The sequence below is a fragment of the Saprospira sp. CCB-QB6 genome, assembly GCF_028464065.1.
Lineage (GTDB): Bacteria > Bacteroidota > Bacteroidia > Chitinophagales > Saprospiraceae > Saprospira.
This window is the reverse complement of sequence record NZ_CP116808.1, coordinates 2,018,408-2,037,372: the sequence shown is the minus strand read 5'-3', so window position 1 is coordinate 2,037,372 and position 18,965 is coordinate 2,018,408. Positions and strand designations below refer to the sequence as shown.

The window sequence follows — 18,965 nt, the reverse complement described above, 5'->3', positions numbered from 1 at the left end:
AAATAAGAGAGAAAAATATCTTTTTATCCTTTAACAATATAAGAAATGATGAATCAGGAAGATATCCGCTTAGTTCAGTCTTCTGTGCCTATTTTGGAGGCGCATGCTGAAGATTTGACTCGTTTGTTTTATAAAAACATGTTGGGGGCTCATCCCGAGCTCAAGAACATCTTTAACTTGGCCAATCAGGCTTTGGGGCAGCAGCAAAAAAGTTTGGCTTTATCGGTTTTGGCTTATGCCAAACACATTGAGCATCCAGAGGTTTTGTTGCCTGCATTGGAGTTGATTGGGCACAAACACCGCAGTTTGCAGGTATTGCCTGAGCAATATCCTATTGTGGGGGAGCATTTGTTGGGGGCCTTGCAAGAATTGCTCGATTTGCCTGATGATGCGCCTATTTTAGGGGCTTGGGGACGGGCTTATCAGCAATTAGCGGATATATTGATTGATATGGAGGCCAAAATGTATGCAGCTGCGGAAGAGCCCGATGCGGCTTGGAGTGGTTGGCGAAAATTCAAATTGCTCAAAAAAGAAGAGTTGGCGCCCAACGTCTATCATTTTTACTTGGCTCCAGCCGATGGGGGACAAATCCCCTTGCACCGTCCTGGCCAATATGTTTCTTTGCGTTTGTTCTTCAAGGAATTGGGCTTTCATCAGGCGCGGCAATACAGCCTCAACTCTCGGCCCAATAGCGATTATTACCGCATTACTGTAAAGGCTCAAAAAGCGGCGGCTGGCTGTCCTATGGGCCGTTTGAGCAATGCCTTGCACCAATCGCTACAAGCTGGAGATGAAGTAGAATTGACGGTGCCTGCGGGTAATTTTCATCTAGAACAAAGTCCGAGACCCAGCGTATTTTTGGGCGCAGGCGTGGGCGTGAGTCCACTTTGGGGCTTACTCCAAGCCCTAATTGAAAGCAAAACGGAGCAGCCCATTCTTTGGATGGATGCTTATCGTTCGGCTCAGGAGCAGCTTTTTGCCGAAGAGTTAGCCAGTCTAAAAACGGAGCTTCAGCAAATTCATTTTTATGAAGACCAAAACGGGCAGATGCAACTCGAAAAAGCCTTGGCAGCGCCCTTTGGTTTGGCCGCCAATTATTACCTCTGTGGCCCAGCGGGCTTCATGGAAGCCCAAAGAAAACAGCTTCGTGAAGCAGGCATTCCCGATGCACAAATTCACTTAGAAGAATTTAACCCTGTTCAACTACAGCTCAGTTAAGTATTGCGGAAAAAAATTCTGTTTAAATGGAAAAGTCAGTTAAATCATTGGCTTTTCCATTTTTTTTTAAAATATTTACAAAAAGTACTCATCCAAAATTTATTTTGGGCCGTTTACAATAACAAATAAAGCTCCTCCCGTCCATATAGGAGCAGAATATCGTCAGTTTTATGATTGTTGAAGGTCCTTGTCTCGTCCACAAGGACCTTTTTTATTTTGATTGCGTTAAGAATTTCCAAAATAAGGGAACTCTCCGTATCTTTGCTATAGTTTAAAGCCACAGATTACCGCTAATAAAAAATGAAAATTAACCCCTTTCAAAGGGGCTTTTGTTTTTTATAGCTATATAACTGTAGACAACAAGAATTTTTAAAAGTTTCGTACACAAGAGGGATTAGCCTCCAAAACTGCAAAAGCATCATGACCGTAGCTGAAGAAAAAATTCCATTTATCGAGAAGGCCGTAGAATGGGTAGAGAAAAAAGGATATAGCAACATTAAAGCTGCTGTAGAGGGATACGAAGACCCCAAGTCTTTTACCCAAAGCTCTACAAATGACTCTATTGCTCCTGATATCACTGCTGTTTCAATGGGCCGCAAATGTTACTTTGAGATTGCGCTCAAGTCTTCTGATAAGCGACAAGTTATCAACAAATGGAAGTTGCTATCGCATCTGAGCAGCGCCAAACAAGGTCGTTTGTTTATTTTTGCTCCTCACGGCCATAAGGCTTTTGCCAAACGCTTGATTGAGACAAACCAAATTCCTGCAGAAATCTTGCCTTTGTAAGCTATACTTCTCGCTATTAAAACGCCTTATTCTAGTTCGCTAGAGTAGGGCGTTTTCTTTTTATTTTGGGGCCCGCGGCCGGCTAGGCTTCGCCTAGGTCGGCCGCCGCTATGCTTCGCCGCTCGCAAGCCTGCTCGGCCCTGCGGCGGCTTTGCCGCCTGGGTCTGGCCCTTCGGGCCACGGCTGCGCAGCGCTGGGCCACCCCCCTCCCCTTCTTTAGCCGATAAGCAGGCAAAATTTGATAAAAACAATTAAATCCTTAGCTTTGGTTGCTAGCTAAAAACAGCCTAGTCCATGAACTAAAAATAATCTACCAATATGTCGCACTACAACCAACTCAAAGGCCTTATCCAAGAGCTAGATTGCGAAATCCTAACTGAAATCCCCGAAGAGGAAATCCTCATCATCTCTAATGAAGACCGAGGTATCCACCAAATGATTTTAGACTGCGAAGATGATTTGCTCATCATCGAACAAAAACTCTTAGCACTAAAATCACTCTCGGCCCAAGAATGCCAAGAGCTCCTAAAAGCTAATCGCTACCTGCTTTTTGGCGCCTTTGTCCTAGACGAATCTGGCGAGCAACTCATTTATCGCGATACCCTAGAACTTGAAAACTTGGACCTTAATGAGTTAGAAGGATCAATCAACTCGCTGACCCTCGCCCTAGTCGAAAATTTTGAACTCCTCGAACGCCTATCCAAAAAGGCTTAATTTCTATTTTAAAATTGAACTAATTCTAAAATAGAACTAACTTTGCCCTATTATTGGGGCTTTGAGCTGTCTGTCCTATTTTTGAATAAACTTGAAAAGCACATCTACTGTTCTTTTTAAAACTGGCCAACAATGGCTTAGTTTGTTATCATTCTTCAAAATTAGACTCCTATGCTATCTAAAAAAATAACTACTGCACTCAATGCCCAAATTGCTCAGGAATCCGCTGCCTCTGCAGCCTATCTAGCAATGGCCTCTTGGTGCGACCGCGAAGGCCTCGGTAATTGTGCCCAATTTTTCTACGCTCAATCAGATGAAGAGCGGATGCATATGCTCAAAATTGTGCACTACATTAACGAAATGGACGGCCATGCTATCGTGCCTGCTTTGGAGCAACCCGAAACCGAATTCGAATCGGTCCAAAAGGTCTTCAAAAAGTCTTATAAGCAAGAAAAGGCGGTTACCGCTTCTATCAATGAGCTTATGAGCCTTAGCCAAGAAGAAAAAGATCATTCAACTATGGTATTTTTGCAATGGTATGTAGCCGAGCAAAGAGAAGAAGAGGCAATGGTCCGCGATATTTTAGACAAAATCAAACTCATTGGCGATGGCCCTCAAAGCCTTTATTATATCGACAAGGAGTTACAACAGATTAATGAAAGCCGGCCCGCTGATGCCGCCGATGCTTAATTAATTATGAACTTATCTAATAGATGAATTTACCTTTTTGCAAGCTAGCTCCAATTTGGGGCTGGCTTTTTATTTTCCTGCTTTCGGCTCCCGCTCTTTGGGGCCAAGAATTGCGCATTGCTTTTGCGCCTACATCTGATGCCCTACCCGAACAAGCTTGGGTAGACAGTATTCGCACATTGGTCCAAAATGCACAGCAAATAGATAGCAGCTGGATTGTAGTAGAACGCCAAATGAACTACTTTGAAGAAAAGCAATCCTACTACGATTTGGTCCGTAAGCGCAGCTATCTACTACAGCAAATTTTGGATCGCTGCCAATGGCCCAAAGAGCGGATACGCTTTGAGAGCAAAGCCTTGACTCAAGCTAATTTGCCCAAAACAGAGGGACATATTATCCATTTGCGTATAGGTCAGCGCGCGGCAGAAAATATACCTATAGATACCTTAAGCTTAGAAGATGGGCCCGCCCCCAACTTTTTTCAGAGCCGCCGCGCCATTTTGGCCCAATGGATGGCTAGTTTACAAGACCAAAGCTTTTTGTTTTATCCGGGACAGGCCGCTAGTTTTAGTACCAAAGAAGGAGCATTAATCTTTATTCCTGCCCAAGCTTTTGGTCCAACTGGCGATCCCATTCAGATTAAACTAAAGTTGGCTTTGCGCAAATCTGAGCTCTTACCCTATTGGCTGGCGAGTCAAAACCAAAACTTGGCCCTTGGTCCTATTGTAGAAGTGCAAGCAGAGCGGGCTGGACAAGCCCTCAAATTGGCCCCCAACCAAAGTATTTCCTTTTTCTTACCAACGGTCCAGCATCAAGAAAACTTGGGGCTTTATGCCGCTAGTGACCAAGAAGAAGGCTTAAAGTGGGGACGTTTGGAGCTTGGCAGCTGGCCCAATAGCCAAGCCATTTCTCTGCCCTTGCATTTGGCCCAAAATGATAGCCTTTTTGTTTATCGAGATTTGGCTTTGCCGGCCAAACCCAGCCCGCCTAGTTTTCCAGTAGCGCCCAATAAACCGCAATACCCCAAGCTAGATAGCCAAACTTTGCGGCCCTTGCTCAAAGAAGCCGAGTTATATGCAGGCCTCATCAAAGATTGCAAGGCTCGTTATGCAGAAAAAGAAAAAAAGCGTTGGCGGGGGAAAAAGAAAAAGGCCCAAGAAAAAATGGAATTCCAAAGGGAGTTAGAGATTTTGCTCAAGCGCCAAAAGAAAAATGAGGCCCAACAAGCAGCCATTTTGCAAAGCTTTTCGGATAGTTTGGCCCAAATCAAAGGTGCTTATGAGCAGCGGTACTTGGCTTATAGTAAAGAGCGAGATAGTTTGCAACAAATCTACCTCAAAGCCCTGCGGCGTTGGCAAGACGCTAGAGACAGCCTCCCTAAGGTCCAAAACTACGAGGCGGAGCACTTGCGCAAAGCTTGGCAGCAATACGCTCCCCAAGAGCAAAAGCAATTGGCCAAAGCCCTAAAAGCGTTAAATCCGCAACTGGCGGCTAGGGCCTTTCAGCCCGATCTTTTTGGGCAAGATGTTCATTATTTGTGGTGGCCGAGCAAGCGATTGGGCCTATTGGCCTTGGGTGAAAAAGCAGCGCCCAAAGCGCCGCTGACCTACAAAGCCTTTACCTTTGGGCAAGAGCTGCCCACCTACAAAATGCAAGGCATCGCCATAGAGCGGGCGAGTCAATATGCGGTGCGCAGTCAGACCACAGATATCGAAAACCTCAATTTTCCGAATTTGCAGGCAGAAGCGCCCATTTGGCTCTTTGCATTTTATGAGGAAGAAGGCAAAATCTACCTCAACTTATCGGCCGAGCGGGCCAACAAACTGCCCTATAAATTGAGATTTAAGCCCTTAGATAATTTGGCTGAGCTGCGCAAGGCGGTCGAGAAACTCAATGAAATAGAGCCAATTAAAGAAAAATAGCCTAAAAATAACTTTAAAAAACTTTATTACTCAAAGATTTAGCTGTACTTTTGCGGCAGCTTAGGCGGCTCCCCGAGGGGCTGCTTTTTTTATTCATTTAGAGCGACTTATGACTAGAGGGTCATTGGGAAAGCCAAAAGTTGGCGGCTCCCAATTGGCCTAGCGATGTGCAGGGGTGGCCCCTAGGGCCAGACCGAGGCGGCTTTGCCGCCGAAGGGCCGAGCGAATAGCGAGCCCCGAAACGTAGCGCCGCAGCTTTGCTGCGGAGGCCCCAAAAAAATAAGCGGGTCCATAGTCTTATGAGTTTGTTCTTACAGATCTTTTTCAACTTAGCTGTATGCAAAAGCAGAACCTACGGAACATCGCTATCATTGCGCACGTAGACCACGGAAAAACCACCCTGGTAGACAAAATTCTTCACCATTGCCGCCTTTTTCATGCTCATCAAGAAACAGGAGAGCTGATTTTGGACAATAACGACCAAGAGCGGGAGCGGGGAATTACCATTTTGGCCAAAAACGTTTCGGTCAATTACAAAGGAACCAAGATTAACATTATTGACACTCCTGGTCACGCCGACTTTGGTGGTGAGGTAGAGCGAGTACTCAATATGGCCGATGGCGTATTGCTTTTGGTGGATGCCTTTGAAGGTCCTATGCCTCAGACTCGTTATGTATTAAGCAAAGCTATTGAGCTCGGTAAGGCGATTGTGGTAGTGGTGAACAAAGTAGATAAGGACAACTGCCGCCCTGATGAGGTGCAAGAGGATGTCTTTGACTTGATGTTCAACTTGGATGCTAGCGAAGAGCAGCTTGACTTTAATACCGTTTATGGATCGGCCAAGAACGATTGGATGGGTCCTGACTGGAAAACGCAAACGGAGGATGTTTCTTACCTACTCGATCGCGTACTAGAAGATATTCCTGCTCCTGCCCAAAATGAGGGTAGCTTGCAGATGCAAATTACGAGCTTGGACTACTCTCAGTATGTAGGCCGTATGGCGATTGGCCGCGTTCACCGTGGTAGCCTTTCGGTTAACCAACCCGTTTCTGTAGTGAAACGCGATGGCAGCATCGAGAAGTCAAGAGTACGTAAACTCTATACTTTTGATGGTTTGGGCAAAGCCGAAACCGAAACTGTAATCAATGGTGACCTTTGTGCCGTTGTAGGGATTGAAAACTTTGAGATTGGAGATACTATCGCCGATTTTGAAGCGCCCGAAGGCCTTACGCCCATGAAAATTGACGAGCCTACCATGAGTATGCTCTTCACGATTAACGATTCGCCTTTCTTTGGTAAAGAAGGTAAATTTGTTACTTCTCGCCACCTTCGCGATCGCCTACACAAAGAGCTAGAGAAAAACTTGGCCCTTCGTGTTCAAGAAACCGAAAGCCCCGATTCTTACATGGTCTTTGGCCGTGGTGTAATGCACCTTTCTGTATTGATTGAGAGCATGCGCCGTGAGGGTTATGAGTTCCAAGTAGGTAAACCTCAGGTAATCGTAAAAGTAATTGACGACCAAAAAATGGAGCCCGTCGAATTGCTTTCTGTTGATGTACCCGATGAGTTTTCTGGTAAAATTATCGAGTTGGTGACTCAGCGCAAAGGCGATATGACGATCATGGAGCCCAAAGGCGATTTGATGCACCTCGAATTTATGATTCCTTCTCGCGGAATTATCGGTTTGCGTACCTTGGTCCTCAACTCTACTGCTGGCCAAGCAATCATGAACCACCGCTTTGTAGAATACGCTCCTTGGAAAGGCGAATTGCCTTCTCGTAACAAGGGTTCATTAATCGTTTTGGAAAATGGTACGGCCATTCCTTACGCTATGGACAAACTAAAAGATCGCGGTGTTTTCTTCATTTCTCCCGGTGTAGATATCTACGAAGGCCAAATCATTGGCGAACACAGCCGTGAAAATGACCTCGTTATCAACATTACCAAAACGAAGAAGCTCACGAACATGCGCTCTTCTGGTGCCGATGATAAAGCCAAGTTGCCTCCCCCCTTGCAGTTCTCTTTGGAGCAATACATGGAGTATGTTGGGGAAGATGAGTACCTAGAAATTACGCCCGAAAGCCTTCGCCTACGCAAAATCTTCTTGAAAGAGCATGAGCGTAAACGCGCAAGCAATGCCGCCAATGTGGTGATTAAATAAGCCAATAACGGCCTTTATATAACGTCCTTTTCAGTTTGCTGAAAGGGACGTTTTTTTTTGGGGCTGCCCCAGCCTTTGGCTGGGTCGGGCCATTGCGCAGCTCGCAGGTCTGCTCGGCCCTTCGGCGCAAAGCGCCTCGGTCTGCCGCCTTCGGCGGCCCTGCTACAGCCCCTCAGCCTGCGGCGGCTTCGCCGCCTGCTATCTGTATCTCTGCCTGTAGGTGGAACCCCTCAACCAACAAAGGGGCCTAGCTTTATCATCTGATTAAAGGCCCCTCCAATAAATTTTAACCCAAAAAACAAGCAAAGCCCTTGAAGTTTGCTAGTTTTGCTAGCAGAATCACCCCCAAAGGCCAAGAGGCCAAAATTTGTACACAAAACAAACTTGATTCTATGCTTTTGAAAGGAAAAAAAGGAATCATTTTCGGCGCACTCAATGAGCAATCGATTGCCTGGAAAGTAGCCCAGCAGGCCAAGGCCGCCGGGGCAGATATTGTATTGACCAATGCGCCCATTGCATTCAGAATGGGCCAAATTGATGAACTAGCCAAGGAGCTAGACTGCCAGGCTATTCCTGCCGATGCCACCAAATTGGAAGACCTAGAAGCCTTGGTAGAAAAAAGCCAAGAAATCTTGGGCGGCAAAATTGATTTCGTTTTGCACTCTATCGGTATGTCGGTCAATATTCGTAAGAACAAAGCCTATACAGACCTCAAATACGACTGGATGCAGAAGACCTTTGATATCTCTGCTATCTCTTTCCACAAACTCATGCAAACCCTTTGGCAAAAAGATGCTATGGCAGAATGGGGCTCTATTCTCGCCCTTAGCTATATCGGCGCCCAAAGAGTATTTCCTCACTATAGCGAAATGTCAGAATCTAAGGCCCTACTCGAGTCTTTTGCCCGCAGTTTTGGCTACCATTTTGGCGTTCGCAATAAGGTCCGTGTAAACACGATTTCACAATCTCCCACGCCAACTACCGCAGGTACCGGCGTAAAAGGCTTTGACAAATTCCTAGATTATGCCGACAAAATGTCGCCCCTAGGCAACGCCCCCGCAGAAGCTTGCGCAGATTACTGTCTCTCGCTTTTCTCTGATCAAACCCGCTATGTGACCCTACAAAACCTCTATCATGATGGCGGTTTTTCTAATATGGGCATGAGCGAAATCATGATGGGCGAAGAACCTCAATAAAGGCGATTAGCCAAAAAGGCGCAGGAATCCTGCGCCTTTTTTAGGTCCTAAATCAAACTTTCAATAAAAATTGAAAGTTCTGAAACTAATTTGCTTTTCTTCCGTAAAAATAGAAAATCATTGCGCTAGTTTTGCTCAAAAAGGCCTAACTTATATGACTTTAGCCCATTAAGGATAAAATCTATCGCTCATCTCAACCCTATGCTTATGAAAACGCCAACAAAAGGCATGCTGCAATTTGACCTTATTATGCAGTCATTGGTCTACATTCCGACGGTTTTGCTTTATGCCCTTTCTATTTTGCACGAGTTTTCTCCATTTGCCGATGGATTCGAAGAAGTCTTTATTTTGGGCCTCCTCATGCAAATTCCGTTAGGAGTAACACAAGTATTGAGTGGCTTGGTCCGCAGTATTCGACATGGCAGCCCCATCCGCAAAAAATACCTGCTCCTTTGTGTGGTCTATTTTGCCGTCCTTTTTGCCGTGGCAAGTATAGCCGCTGCTGATTTTATACTTGTTGGGGTCCTCATTATCCCTCCCATGATTATTGCCAGTTGGTACTATTGGCTCACCTACCGCCAACTTACTGGCCGCTTTGAAGAAGAAGGAAGCCCCCACCTCTTCCCCGAAAGAGATAGCCTTGTTTTAGACGAATTGGATGAGGATGAGCGCACTTTATTAGAGATTCAACAAAGACAAAGAGCCCGCAGCACCAACTTCTAAACTTTCTCCCTAACTTTGCCCCAAACTAATCCCTTTTGCCTTATGAATGCCCGTCAACATCTCTATCTCGACTGCTTTATTCAGTTTGTCTTGCTCCTCTATTTTGGCTTTTTAATGGGAAAGGCCGAAAACTTTTTTGAGCTCTTAGCGGTCATTCCCTTTGTCTTTTTGGCTTGGCAACTGCCCAATGGACTGATCTACGATCGCTTTTTTGAACAGCATAGCCGTCGAACTTTTTTGAAGTATAGTTTTTATACTATTATACTGATTGCCGCTTTTTGGGGCCTAATCTGGATGGCTTTCCACATTCCAGGATTATACAGTTTTTTACTGCCTGTTGTTACGGCCGCCATCCCGCTCACAGTAACCATTTTGCCTTTTTTGGCGGGCATTATTGCCCTTGGTTATTTGGGCCTTTGTTTCCGAGACCTCTATTTTGCGGTTTACAAAACGATTTAATGTATGCTTCGCATTACCAAATACCGCCTACTCCTCGATTTATCTATCCAATTGATTCTTTTTATCCTTTGGGCGGTTCAAGCTGCCCTACACTTTAGCTATTTTGGGGTACTTTACTACAGCAGTATTTTTGTCCTTTTACTCAGCGCCTGGCAACTTCTACACGCCTTTTATGTGGTCCGCAAGCACCAAGATTGGCACCGCAAACAATATTTACAAAATATGCGGCAATTGCTAGCCTATAGCCTAATTACGATCGGCATTGGCCTGTTTATGCTGCTGGCTAGCTTTGGCTTTTTGGCCCCCTTCTTCATCTTCAGTTTGCATATTTTGCATTGGGTGATTTGCTTGGTGGCCCTCTATTTTGCTGGGCATTATTTCTGGACCAGCATCCGACAACTCCAAGATTATATCAACCGCCCAAAATCTTTTTGGGACCTTTAGTGTTTTTTTGGGGCCCGCGGCCAGCAATGCTGGCCGCCGCTATGCTGCGGGGCTCGCTATTCGCTCGGCCCTTCGGGCTTCACTGCGTTTCGCCCTCGGTCTGCGGCTATGCCGCCCCCCTTCGCAGCGCTGGGCCAAAGGGGGCTTCGCCCCCTCTCTAGAGAGCAAAAGATGGACTTTGCTCTCTTTTTTATTGCCCCCAAAAGACAAAATCAATTTAAAACTTGCGTTTATTTTGTTGTAGGCTTATTTTTGAACTACAGCAAGTTGGTCCAAAGACGTTTAGCAGGCGGCTAAGCCGCCGCAAAGGAGCGAAGCGACTGGCCTAGCTGCCTGTAGTGGTGCCGCAAAGCGGCAGACCGAGGCAGCTTTGCTGCCGAAGGGCCGAGCAGACCTGCGAGCCACGAAAGGGAGCGCCGCAAGGCGTAGCCGCAGCGGAGGCCCCAAAAAAAATAGAAAAGCAGCGCTTTATGTTAGAAAAATCTATAGAATACGTCAAGGGAGTTGGGCCACAAAAGGCCGATTTACTCAAAAAGGAGCTGGGGATTTTCACCCTAGAGCAACTGCTCATGAACTACCCTTTTCGCTATATTGACCGTAGCGTTTTTCATAAAATTGGGGAGTTGGAGGCCAATGAAACCCCGGTGCAAATTCGAGGAATTTTGCGCCGAATTGATAGCCATGGCGAGGGCGCAAAAAAGCGGATGGTCGGCATTTTTAGAGATGATACGGGCCAAATTGAGCTGGTTTGGTTTAGGGGCCTAAATTGGGTGAAACAACTGCAAACGGGCATTGAATACGTGATTTATGGCAAGGTGCAGCAGTTTGGCCGCAACCTAAGCATTACTCATCCCGAATTGGAGCCGCTAACCACCAAAAATAGTAGCCTAGCGCCTCGGATGGATGCCGTTTATCGGGTGACGGAAAAAATGGCCAGCAAGCGGATTAAGTCTAAGGACCTGCATAAAATTATCCGCAATGCCCTGATTCCAATTTATAAGGAACCTGAGCATTTGCCCGAAACCCTGCCCCAATATTTGCTCGATAGCATGAAGCTGCCCAGCCGTATGGATGCGCTGATTGGCATTCATTTTCCTAAAACCCTGGCCCAAAAAGACCTTGCTCGCAAACGCTTTATTTTTGAGGAACTCTTCTTTTTGCAATTGCGCATTTTGCAACGCAAAAGCCTCAAACAACTGGAGACCAAAGGGCATTTGTTTCCCCTTATTGGCGACTTTTTCAATGGCTTTTACCAAAACAACCTCAAATTTGAGCTGACTGGCGCTCAAAAGCGAGTGCTTCGAGAAATCCGCAAGGACCTTGGCTCGGGCCAGCAGATGAACCGCCTTTTGCAAGGCGATGTGGGCAGTGGAAAAACCGTGGTCGGCTTTATGTCGATGCTTATGGCGCTAGACAACGACTTTCAGGCGGCATTAATGGCGCCTACCGAAATTTTGGCCCAGCAGCACTTTGAGTCCCTGCTCAAAATGGCCGAGGGACTTGATATTCGGATTGAGTTGCTCACGGGTTCTATCAAGGGCGTTCAGCGCAGAGAATTGCTAGAAGATTTGGCCGAGGGGCGCATCCATATTCTCATTGGCACCCACGCATTAATTGAGGATGCTGTAGTATTTAAGAACTTGGGTCTTGTCATTATTGATGAGCAACACCGTTTTGGGGTGATGCAAAGGGCCAAAATGTGGAAAAAAAATGCGGCTGGACCGCCTCATATTTTGGTCATGACCGCCACGCCCATTCCTCGCACCTTGGCCATGACGGTTTATGGCGACTTAGAGGTTTCGGCTATTGATGAAATGCCTCCGGGCCGTTTGCCTATTCAGACCTCCCACAAATTTGAGAGTAGTCGACTTTGGGTATTTGGGCAAATAAAAGAGCAAATTGCCAAGGGCCATCAGGTCTATATCGTTTATCCATTAATTGAAGAATCGGAATCAGATGCCTTGGCCGAAATTAAAAACTTGATGGAGGGTTATGAGAGCATTTTAAGAGAATTTCCCCAGCCGCAATATCAAATTAGTGTGGTACATGGCCGCCAAAAAGCGGAGGACAAAGATTATGAGATGCAGCGTTTTGCTAAGGGCGAAACACAGATCCTCATGGCCACTACGGTAATTGAAGTTGGGGTAAATGTGCCCAATGCGACCCTAATGGTCATTGAAAATGCCGAGCGTTTTGGTTTGGCCCAGCTACATCAGCTTCGGGGAAGAGTAGGCCGAGGAGGTGGAGAGGCCTATTGTATTTTGATGACGGGCTATAAATTGTCAAAAGAAGGCCGTTTTCGCATGAAAACCATGTGCAAAACGACAGATGGTTTTGAAATTGCGGAAGCAGACCTTAAATTGAGAGGACCGGGAAGTATTGACGGCACTCAGCAGTCGGGTATCTTGAGTTTGCGCCTAGCCGATTTGGCCAAAGATGGCCGAATTTTGCAAACAGCCAGAAACTTAGCCAAAGAAATTGTGGCCCAAGATCCCCTCTTTGAAAAGCCCGAAAACCTGCCGCTCAAACGCGAGCTTTTGCATGCCCAAAAGCAAAGAACCTTTAGTAAAATCTCTTAATCCCCAGTTTTATGGAAGAGCTTATCGGCTTGGTCTCCGTAGTTATGGTTTTCTCTATTCCGCTATTGGCCATCTTTTTATCCTATAGAAGTAAGATGCGAAAAATGGAACTAAACAGCGGTGGCAAACAAGAAGAAATTGACCAACTCAAACGGCAAATTGGCCACCTTTTTCAACAGCAAGAATTGTTAGAAGAGCGCATTGCAGAACTAGAAAATGCTGGAGAAAAAGACAAAATCTCGCTTTCAGTAGAAGAGCTAGATATTTTGCGCAAAGCCGATAAAAAGTAATCTTATGCCTACTATTCTACTCTTAGCCTTTGTGGTGGCAGTCATTATTTTTGTCTTCATTATCATAGTAGTTCCAGCCTCTAAGAAAGAAAAAGAACGCGAAGAGCAAGTCGACCTCTTTGCTCGCTTAGACGAAAAGCTAGAACAGCTAGAAAAAGCCCAAAAAGAATATGAACAACGATTGGCCAATTTGGAGCATATTGTCATGGACGACCGCTTCAGTGAACAAGACTGGGCGCCCAAACAACCTATTGCCCTCAAACAGGAGATTGACCAATTACGCATTATAATAGAAGAGCTCAAAAAGAAGTAGATGCAAAAATGCTTAACTACTTTGGCCCTTTTTGGGGCGCTATTAGGCCTAGGGGGATTTGCCCTTTTGGCCTATTTATTTTGGGGGCTAGACTATGAGGCCTTTGCTCAATTACTTTTGGCTTGGGCCGGTAAAAGTGATTGGCTAGATCGTTTTAAGCAAGATTATTTTCCCAAAAGCCGCTGGCTGTTTGTAGGCTATAGTTTACCCTTTTTGGTTCTTGGCTATCTTACTTTTTTGGTTTATGCCTACAAAAAACGAGCAATTTGGCGGCCTGCTTCTGTACAGCAGCTGAGTCTTTGGGGCCAACTTATTCGCCAAGAGTTTAGGCAAACGAAGCCCATAGAATGGGCCTTTTTCTTGCCCATTTTATGCTTTTGGTCCCTCAGTACGCTCTACCAAATTCAGCAACTGCCCATAGAATACGATGAAGCCTGGAGCTTTTTGCATTTTAGTAGCCGCTCGCCGCTCTTTAGTTTGATTAGTCCCAACAACAACCACATCCTCTATACCTTTTGCAGTAGTCTGTTGCATCAGTTGGGTGTAGCGGGTCCTTGGGACCTTCGACTGCCTTCTTTTTGGGCTATTTTTGGGCTGTTGTTCTTTAGTTATTGGTATTATCGGCGCTTGTTTGGCTGGCGCTGGGGGCTGGCTATTTTAGCGCTTTTGGCCCTAGCTCCTCCAATTTATATTTATGGCATTTTGGGCCGTGGTTACGGCATCTTACTCTTTTTTCTGGGGACTTATCTTTGGGCTGATGGGCAAGACAAGCAGCAACTTTGGCCGCTTTTGCTCCTTTTGGCTTGGGGCGGTATTTACAGCAATCCCATTTTTGTTTTGCCTTATTTGGGCCTGGCCCTTTCTCGCTTTGGGCAGGCCAATTGGTGGCGCCAACAGCTTTTGTTTGCCTTGGGCAGCCTCCTTTTATACAGTCCTTTTATCTTGGCCAATGGGGCTCAGATTTTGGCGGGGGCCGCGGCGGATTCTGGACAAAGTCTAGGCTCTACCTACTTCTATCTCTACCGCCTGATTGATTGGCAATTTTGGGGCCGTGGCCTGCCGCTTTTTTGGCCCTATTTACTGCTTGTTTTGGGCCTTTTGCCCTTAGTAAACAAAAGAGGCTATTGGCTAGCTTTTTCTCTGCTTTGGCCCATTTTGCTGCCTTTTTTGGACCAACAATGGCCCTACCGCATTTTTTGCTATCTCTATTTGTTTTTTTTGCCCTATTTGGGCTTGGCCTTGGCCAAAAGGCCCTTTAAAAAAGCATTTATTCTCCCCCTTGGGTTAGTTCTAGGGCTACAATTTTGGGCTAGTCGGGGACATTATTTTTTGCATTGGAGCCGCCCCCTCGATGCCGAGGCCCAAAAGATTGCCCAACTCCTTTTGGCCGACCCTCAAGCTAAAGTTTGCTATAGTTTTGCCCGTTATGACAAGCCCCTTTTGCAATACTATTTTTTGCGGGCCAAACGCAAATTGGCCTGCCCCATGCCCTTTGCTGGCAGTCAGGAGCAGGCCAATTTTGGTCCTCATTTTCCCTATGTTTTGCTCGATACAGAAGATTATGAAGTCTCTAGCCCCATTGCCGATAGCCTAGCTAAGCACTATCAAGTCATTTATCGCAATGAACGGCTGATTCTCTACAAATTGAACTAGTGTTTTTTGGGGCTGCCCCGCCCTGCGGGCGGGTCGGGCCATTGCGCAGCTCGCAGGTCTGCTCGGCCCTGCAGCGGCAAAGCCGCTTTGGTCTGCCGCCTGCGGCGGCCCTGCTACAGCCCCTCAGCCGATGTTGCGGGAAAGCCCGCAGCAAGGACCTTTCGCTTAGTAAAACAGCAACTAGTGAACCTGCAAAATTTGACTATAGGCTCCTTTAGCCGTTTGCAGTACTAGCAAATACTGACCTGCCGCCAAACCTGATATATCTAGTTCTTGGCTGTTTTTGGTCCAAGAGCGAATTAGCTGCCCTTGCAAACTGTATAAACGGGGCTCAAAATCGAGCTGCTCGATCTCCTTGAGCCAGATTCTGTCTTGGGCGGGGCGTGGATAAAAAGAAAATGTATTTTCTACAAAAGAGCGAATGCTACTAGCCTGAGACAAACGAATATCATCAATATAGCAGCTTGCATAGCCTTCATAGCCAAAGCCTGTTTGGAACGTTTTTGCAATAAACTCTAGACGAAAACTATCCATAGTTTGCGGAGGAATATTGATATAGCGTCTGGACCAATTCGTTTGCAAGCGATTAAACTGAATGGTATCTGTATAAACGAGCTGCCCTTGCTGATAAGCCTGTATGTTTAGCTCAATATAGGCCCCATCTCGGAGACTGTCTACTTGCAAATCAAAAGATAAGCCTTGCAGGGCTTGGTTTAGGCTAAAGCTAGTATATAAATGCCCCGGCGCTCGCCCTTCTGGGGGAAAAGCATTTGAGGAAAGATGAACGCTATACTGTCCCTCGCTAGCTAGACTACTTTTATTGACTGAAATTAAGGGAACATATACATTATTGGTCTGCCAGCCCAGCGGTTGTTCTATACCTTGGCTATCTAGGGCCCAATCCTCAAAGCTGAGGTTTTGCTGGGCGGAAAGTCCCAGAGGCAAGAACAAAGAGCAAAAAATTAGTAAAAAACAGTCCTTCATATCATATTCTATTTTTAGAAAAAAGTTTTTTTCTTACGATCAGGGCATAAAAAAAGGGAACTTCCAAACTTGTTTTGGAAACTCCCTTAGACCTAACTTAACTAACTTATCAGAACTTTTACTGCCTCTTTATGGCCATTTTTCTGATTTTGTTACCCTGCAAAAGCAATTTTTTGAAAAAAAATTCAATTTGTCTTGACTTTTATCTTAAACGGCTGTTAAAACTGCGGATTTGAGGCCGCTGTTTTTGGTCCAAAAAAGCTGCAGCTCAACGACCGAAGGGAGTAACTGAATGGCCTAGCGATGTGCAGCAGTGGCCCGCAGGGCCAGACCGAGCCGCAAGCGGCGAAGGGCCGAGCGAACAGCGAGCTGCGACAACAAGGACTTTAGTCCGCAGTTCGACGACCAAAGGGAGTAAACGTAGCGCCTGCCGCAGGCAGGAGGCCCCAAATCCTTCAAAAAAGACACTAACAACTATTCTATGTATATTCGTTATCCAAAAATTATCATTAGCGGTTTTTTGGTCCTCTCGCTATTGGGGGCTTGGGCGGCTAGTAGTCGTTTAGGCTTTAGTTTTAACTTTGAGGACTTTTTTCCGAAGGGCGACCCCGACCTTGAATTTTACAATGAATTTAAGCAGCGTTTTGAGCCAGACGACAACTTTTTATTGGTGGCTTTGCATCGGCCAGAGGGGGTATTTGAGCAAGAATTTTTGACCAAAGTGCGGGAGTTTTCGCTTTCGGCCAGATCGATAGAATTTGAGCTACCCAAAATTGGTTTGAGTCGTTGGGAGGAGGGCAAAACCCTTTTCACGCAAGAAGACGGTCATTATAAAGTGCGGCCCATTGTAGAGAGCAACTCTCTTTTGCAGCTTGAATTTCCGTTAAAAACGCCTTTTTCCTTTACCAGTATTCCCGCTATTCATTTGGAGGATACGGCTCGTTATGCTGCTGATAAAGAGAAAATATTGGCTGACCCTCGTTTGGTCAACAACTTCATTTCGGCTGATGCCAACACCTTGGTGGTCATCCTCAAAACGGTGGATAACATTCAGCAGCCACCGGCTGAAAAATTGATGGCTGCTTTGCGGGCCAAGTTAGCGGAAATGGGCTTTTCGGACTATCATTTTTTAGGTCGGGCCAATTTTCAGACCGAGTTGGTTCAGATGCAAATTAAGGAGTTTATCCTCTCTACGGTGGTCTCTTTTTTCTTGGTTCTTCTGATCATGTGGCTCATTTTTCGGCGATTTTGGGGCGTTTTCATCTCCCTTACTTCTATTGCTTTGGGGCTATTGCTCTTTGTGGGGGTTTTGGGCGTTTTGGGCCGAGAGCTAGACACTATGGCCCTGCTCTATCCTATTATCATGATTATCGTTGGGACCTCCGATGTTATTCACGTCATGTCCAAATATGTAGATGAATTATCGGCGGGCAAGGGCAAAACGGAAGCCATACAAACCACCATCAAGGAGATTGGGATGTCTGTTTTTCTGACCTCTTTTACTACCTCTGTGGGTTTTTTGTCCCTACTCAGTTCTCGTTTGGGGCCCATTCAGAATTTTGGGGTCAATGCGGCCATTGGAGTGATGTTAGCCTATGGGACCGTCATGCTGTTTAGCTGTACACTTTTGGTCCTTTTTGATAAGGATCAGATCATCAAATTGCGGCCATTGGGAGAAAGCAACAAACAATGGCATGGTCTCTTTGATTGGGTGCATGCTACTAGCAAAAACTATCCTTGGCGGGTGGTGGCAGGCATTGCCGCAGTGGCTATTGTGGCGGGAATTGGGGTAGCGCAGGTCAATACCAACACCCAGATTAAGCAGATTTTGCCCAAGGGGGCGCAGGTAACCCAAGACTTCCATTTCTTTGAGCAAAACTTTAGTGGGTTTCGGCCTTTTGAGTTGGCCGTAATGGCTCAGGGCGATCATAGTTTAGAAGATTTTGAGGTCATTCAGGCCATGGACAAGGTGGAGCAGCGTCTGATGGAATCTCCAGCCATTCGATCCACGTCTTCTATTAGTTGGTTATATAAGAGCTTACATCAGGCCTTTCATTCGGGTCGATCGGCTTATTTTAAGTTCCCTGAAAAGGAGAAAGACTTTCTCAAATACCAGAAGTTGGCGGGGCAATTGGGGAACAACAACAATCTGGGCATGTTGGTCAGTGAGGACCAAAAATACGGTCGGATTTCGGCCCGTTTACTCGATGTTGGGGGCGATAGCATTCGGGCCTTTATGGCCGATATGCAAACCTTTATGGAAACGGAAATTGATACGAATGTGGTTAAATTTCGGCAAACGGGAACAGGAGTTATTGTAGACAAAAACTCGATTTATGTGCGCGACTCCTTACTCAAGGGTTTGGGATTTGCCATTTTGGTCATTAGTTTATTGATGGCTTTATTGTATCGCAACCTCAAGATGATTGTGGTGGCCTTGGTCCCCAACATTTTGCCATTATTGATTGCTGGGGCTATTTTGGGCTATTTACAGATTCCTTTAGAGGCTGGAGTAGCCATTGTTTTTGCCATTATTTTCGGCATTGCGGTCGATGACACCATTCATATTTTGGGTCGTTATCAGTTGATGAAAAGGAGGGGGTTAAGCACTGATGAGGCCTTAAAGCTGACCTTAAGGGAGACGGGCAAAGCGGTTACCTTAACTTCGGTCATTTTATTTTTTGGCTTTTTGATTCTGCTCTTTTCTTCCAATCCGCCGGCGGTCACCATTGGTTTATTGATTAGCTCGACGCTATTTTCGGCCCTCATTTGCGATGTCTTTATCATTCCTGTCATGTTGCGGGCCATTCATAAGGATTAGGATTTGGGGCCT

At 45.9% G+C, this 18,965-nt stretch carries 16 protein-coding genes; 15 read left to right on the top strand and 1 reads right to left on the bottom strand.

The window, feature by feature from the left end; all coding sequences use genetic code 11:
* Window positions 1–45: 45 nt before the first annotated feature.
* The 14 genes from PPO43_RS07970 to PPO43_RS07905 all read left to right on the top strand — a co-directional run bounded on the left by PPO43_RS07970 (window position 46) and on the right by PPO43_RS07905 (window position 15,148).
* Window positions 46–1,218, top strand: coding sequence for a globin domain-containing protein (locus PPO43_RS07970; RefSeq protein ID WP_272621282.1), 1,173 nt, complete (start codon window positions 46–48; stop codon window positions 1,216–1,218).
* A 420-nt stretch (window positions 1,219–1,638) separates the two neighbouring features.
* Window positions 1,639–2,004, top strand: coding sequence for a hypothetical protein (locus PPO43_RS07965; RefSeq protein WP_272621281.1), 366 nt, complete (start codon window positions 1,639–1,641; stop codon window positions 2,002–2,004).
* 318 nt (window positions 2,005–2,322) lie between these two features.
* Complete coding sequence (locus tag PPO43_RS07960) at window positions 2,323–2,718, top strand: YbjN domain-containing protein (protein WP_272621280.1); 396 nt, start codon at window positions 2,323–2,325, stop codon at window positions 2,716–2,718.
* A 171-nt stretch (window positions 2,719–2,889) separates the two neighbouring features.
* Window positions 2,890–3,408 carry a ferritin gene (locus PPO43_RS07955; RefSeq protein ID WP_272621279.1) on the top strand — a complete coding sequence of 173 codons (519 nt, stop codon included), beginning with the start codon at window positions 2,890–2,892 and terminating at the stop codon, window positions 3,406–3,408.
* 23 nt (window positions 3,409–3,431) lie between these two features.
* Entirely contained in the window at window positions 3,432–5,330 is a 1,899-nt protein-coding gene (locus PPO43_RS07950) for a hypothetical protein (RefSeq protein ID WP_272621278.1), read from the top strand.
* A 337-nt stretch (window positions 5,331–5,667) separates the two neighbouring features.
* Entirely contained in the window at window positions 5,668–7,491 is a 1,824-nt protein-coding gene (gene typA, locus PPO43_RS07945) for a translational GTPase TypA (protein WP_272621277.1), read from the top strand.
* Window positions 7,492–7,883: 392 nt separating this feature from the next.
* Entirely contained in the window at window positions 7,884–8,687 is an 804-nt protein-coding gene (locus tag PPO43_RS07940) for an enoyl-ACP reductase FabI (protein WP_442985449.1), read from the top strand.
* Between the two features lie 207 nt (window positions 8,688–8,894).
* The gene (locus tag PPO43_RS07935) at window positions 8,895–9,410 is read left to right on the top strand and encodes a hypothetical protein (protein ID WP_272621275.1); all 516 of its coding nucleotides are present in this window, start codon (window positions 8,895–8,897) and stop codon (window positions 9,408–9,410) included.
* A gap of 42 nt (window positions 9,411–9,452) precedes the next feature.
* Window positions 9,453–9,869: a hypothetical protein gene (locus PPO43_RS07930; RefSeq protein ID WP_272621274.1), complete on the top strand. Its 417-nt coding sequence runs from the start codon at window positions 9,453–9,455 to the stop codon at window positions 9,867–9,869.
* 3 nt (window positions 9,870–9,872) lie between these two features.
* Window positions 9,873–10,313, top strand: coding sequence for a hypothetical protein (locus tag PPO43_RS07925; protein WP_272621273.1), 441 nt, complete (start codon window positions 9,873–9,875; stop codon window positions 10,311–10,313).
* 470 nt (window positions 10,314–10,783) lie between these two features.
* Window positions 10,784–12,892, top strand: coding sequence for an ATP-dependent DNA helicase RecG (gene recG, locus PPO43_RS07920; protein ID WP_272621272.1), 2,109 nt, complete (start codon window positions 10,784–10,786; stop codon window positions 12,890–12,892).
* 11 nt (window positions 12,893–12,903) lie between these two features.
* Window positions 12,904–13,182, top strand: coding sequence for a hypothetical protein (locus tag PPO43_RS07915; RefSeq protein ID WP_272621271.1), 279 nt, complete (start codon window positions 12,904–12,906; stop codon window positions 13,180–13,182).
* A gap of 4 nt (window positions 13,183–13,186) precedes the next feature.
* Complete coding sequence (locus tag PPO43_RS07910; RefSeq protein WP_272621270.1) at window positions 13,187–13,495, top strand: hypothetical protein; 309 nt, start codon at window positions 13,187–13,189, stop codon at window positions 13,493–13,495.
* Entirely contained in the window at window positions 13,496–15,148 is a 1,653-nt protein-coding gene (locus PPO43_RS07905; protein ID WP_272621269.1) for a hypothetical protein, read from the top strand. It abuts the gene before it with no gap.
* A gap of 180 nt (window positions 15,149–15,328) precedes the next feature.
* Here the strand turns inward: PPO43_RS07905 and PPO43_RS07900 are convergent, their stop codons facing one another.
* Window positions 15,329–16,132: a T9SS type A sorting domain-containing protein gene (locus PPO43_RS07900; RefSeq protein WP_272621268.1), complete on the bottom strand. Its 804-nt coding sequence runs from the start codon at window positions 16,130–16,132 to the stop codon at window positions 15,329–15,331.
* A gap of 481 nt (window positions 16,133–16,613) precedes the next feature.
* Here PPO43_RS07900 and PPO43_RS07895 point away from each other — a divergent pair, with 481 nt between their 5' ends.
* The gene (locus PPO43_RS07895; protein ID WP_272621267.1) at window positions 16,614–18,953 is read left to right on the top strand and encodes an efflux RND transporter permease subunit; all 2,340 of its coding nucleotides are present in this window, start codon (window positions 16,614–16,616) and stop codon (window positions 18,951–18,953) included.
* Window positions 18,954–18,965 lie beyond the last annotated feature (12 nt).

What these genes read in the sequence shown, in the direction of transcription:
- PPO43_RS07970 (WP_272621282.1), top strand. Translation starts at nt 46, where the DNA reads ATGATGAATCAGGAAGATATCCGCTTAGTTCAGTCTTCTGTGCCTATT.
- PPO43_RS07965 (WP_272621281.1), top strand. Translation starts at nt 1,639, where the DNA reads ATGACCGTAGCTGAAGAAAAAATTCCATTTATCGAGAAGGCCGTAGAA.
- PPO43_RS07960 (WP_272621280.1), top strand. Translation starts at nt 2,323, where the DNA reads ATGTCGCACTACAACCAACTCAAAGGCCTTATCCAAGAGCTAGATTGC.
- PPO43_RS07955 (WP_272621279.1), top strand. Translation starts at nt 2,890, where the DNA reads ATGCTATCTAAAAAAATAACTACTGCACTCAATGCCCAAATTGCTCAG.
- PPO43_RS07950 (WP_272621278.1), top strand. Translation starts at nt 3,432, where the DNA reads ATGAATTTACCTTTTTGCAAGCTAGCTCCAATTTGGGGCTGGCTTTTT.
- typA (WP_272621277.1), top strand. Translation starts at nt 5,668, where the DNA reads ATGCAAAAGCAGAACCTACGGAACATCGCTATCATTGCGCACGTAGAC.
- PPO43_RS07940 (WP_442985449.1), top strand. Translation starts at nt 7,884, where the DNA reads ATGCTTTTGAAAGGAAAAAAAGGAATCATTTTCGGCGCACTCAATGAG.
- PPO43_RS07935 (WP_272621275.1), top strand. Translation starts at nt 8,895, where the DNA reads ATGAAAACGCCAACAAAAGGCATGCTGCAATTTGACCTTATTATGCAG.
- PPO43_RS07930 (WP_272621274.1), top strand. Translation starts at nt 9,453, where the DNA reads ATGAATGCCCGTCAACATCTCTATCTCGACTGCTTTATTCAGTTTGTC.
- PPO43_RS07925 (WP_272621273.1), top strand. Translation starts at nt 9,873, where the DNA reads ATGCTTCGCATTACCAAATACCGCCTACTCCTCGATTTATCTATCCAA.
- recG (WP_272621272.1), top strand. Translation starts at nt 10,784, where the DNA reads ATGTTAGAAAAATCTATAGAATACGTCAAGGGAGTTGGGCCACAAAAG.
- PPO43_RS07915 (WP_272621271.1), top strand. Translation starts at nt 12,904, where the DNA reads ATGGAAGAGCTTATCGGCTTGGTCTCCGTAGTTATGGTTTTCTCTATT.
- PPO43_RS07910 (WP_272621270.1), top strand. Translation starts at nt 13,187, where the DNA reads ATGCCTACTATTCTACTCTTAGCCTTTGTGGTGGCAGTCATTATTTTT.
- PPO43_RS07905 (WP_272621269.1), top strand. Translation starts at nt 13,496, where the DNA reads ATGCAAAAATGCTTAACTACTTTGGCCCTTTTTGGGGCGCTATTAGGC.
- PPO43_RS07900 (WP_272621268.1), bottom strand. Translation starts at nt 16,132, where the DNA reads ATGAAGGACTGTTTTTTACTAATTTTTTGCTCTTTGTTCTTGCCTCTG.
- PPO43_RS07895 (WP_272621267.1), top strand. Translation starts at nt 16,614, where the DNA reads ATGTATATTCGTTATCCAAAAATTATCATTAGCGGTTTTTTGGTCCTC.